Genomic DNA, 2,116 nt, shown 5'->3' with positions numbered 1-2,116 from the left:
TATATTTTCTTCAGTATCCTTCCAAACTTCTCATAATTCAGTTTAACTCCATCATCTAAATCAAGAGATATCTTTTGGTCTGCTATATGTTTAACTTCATTAGCATAATCTTTTAACTCTTTCAGTTCTGCATCTAGCTCTTTTAATCTCTTATCCATATTTTTTTTATCTTTTGGAGTAATTTTCTCATTACTATTTAATTTCTCATAGTATGCTCTTTGATTGTCTAGTATCTCTTGATATGGTAACAGATAATCTGCTCTTACTCTTCCTATACTGTTTTCCTCATATCTATGTAGGTATATTAAGCTAGAGAATGCATCTTTTTTACCACTATTCATCATCCAGTATATAGGTCTCTTTTTATATCTTTGTAAATGATCCTTATAAAAATCTTTTATAAAATATTTTCTTATAATATCTTTTGCATCTTCATTACTCTTCTTTCCTAACCCCTCTGCTATAAAGTTTAGGTTCTCTTCAAGAGTTTCCTCTCCATAGACTGCTTTTACAAACTCTATAACTTTTTTTACAATATCATTTTCAAAGTTGTCCTCTCTTACAATTGGCACTATTCCATAAGCATCAGGAGTAAATCTAGGATTTTCTATCTTATGTCTGATCTCTCCATCTTTTCCCTCTATAACTATTTTATTATTTTCAACTTTCATAATATCATCAGAGTTAGCTATTATAAGTCCTGATTTATCAATAGAGTATCTCCCCATAATACATCCCAATGCATATGATAAAAACTGTTTCATTAACTCCTCTTGGTTAAATATTAATTCACCATCTACTATATTAATCTCTTTTTTTAAAAGAGTTATATCAGTGAGTTCTACCTTTTCATTCATCTCATCCTCTAAACCATAGATTTCAATAAACATTTTATTTAACTCTTCTTCGTTCTTATGCATTTGAAAGAACTGTTCTTTCCAATAATCACAATATTGCTTATAGCTTTCTTTTAGGCTATTTCCCTCAATTAAGGCTAACTTTTCAAAATCCCATGAAGTTTCACGAGAGTCCCATTCTTGTTTAGCGATTTGGATACATTTTTGTACGATATTTTTATTTTGAAACTTTAATAAAAGTGAGGGTATTCTATCTAAATCGTTAGCATTTAATGCTAATGTAGGACTTAGTAGTTGACTAAAATATTTAAAAATTTTACTATTAAAAAAACCTAATATATTATTTTTCATCTTATCATCTATAAAATATGATCTCAAATTTACATCAAATAAATTCCCTACAGGATAATATCTAAATGAATTTTGAGTCGAAGATATTGCAGAGCATGAAATAGATTCTCTAAAATAAAATTCTGTATTTTGAGGTCTTGACCTTACTTTCCCTTTCGAGTCACAAAAATTTCTAATCTCATACCCATCATTTTCCCAGTTAACTAGAAATTCTTGATTTCCATACCAATTTCTAAAATCTCCACCCTTGTTAAATGGGAACCATTTTTTCCCACTCTCTAGTGCTTCCGTAGAATTAGACATTCCATAACCTATTCTATTATAGTTTACTTCATTCCATAACCTTAAAAATCTATCATTGTCAGCTGTTGCTAATCCCTGTTTTGCATCTCCTACATCTCCAAGTTTTTCACTCGTTGCAAATATTTCCCTAACTCTCTCACTCACCCAGTAAGCAATAGGGCTACCTGGGATTTTTTCAAAGTCTTTTTGGTTTGTTGTAAAGTAGTTTTCTTTATTGAAGAACTCTTTTTCTTTCCACTCAGAGTTGTTGTAATCAACTAATCTTATATAGCTACCTTTTAAAGTTGGAACTCTTTTTTTAGTAACCCAAGATACTGTTTGAACAACTTCGCCACCTATCTCTTCAAAAGCCTTTGTTCCTAAGTGGTTTAAAGTATTAATTTCTAAGGAAACAATTATATTTTTTCTTAAAGCTTCAAAAGAGCTTAAAAACATCCAAGAGTGCATAGTTATCATAGCTGTATATCTCATTGATTTAGTAAATTCACTGCATTTTTCCATAAATACTGCAAATAAATCAGCTTTACTATCTTTATAGTTTTTCTCTATGTATTTTTTTAATATATCTGAGTATCCTTTATTTCCCATATAAGGTGGATTTGTGA

Annotated in this window: 1 protein-coding gene; it reads right to left on the bottom strand. The window is 29.5% G+C overall.

Going from position 1 to position 2,116, the window contains the following annotated elements:
- The coding region (pglX, locus tag ACMOUI_RS08770) for a BREX-1 system adenine-specific DNA-methyltransferase PglX (RefSeq protein ID WP_418965330.1) at positions 1-2,099 on the bottom strand (2,099 nt) is incomplete at its 3' end.
- Between the last annotated feature and the right edge of the window lie 17 nt (positions 2,100-2,116).

It is taken from the genome of Cetobacterium sp. (assembly GCF_048470075.1).
In the GTDB taxonomy this organism is placed as follows: domain Bacteria; phylum Fusobacteriota; class Fusobacteriia; order Fusobacteriales; family Fusobacteriaceae; genus Cetobacterium_A.
Note: the sequence above shows the minus strand (reverse complement) of the source record. Positions and strands in the feature narration are given on the sequence as shown.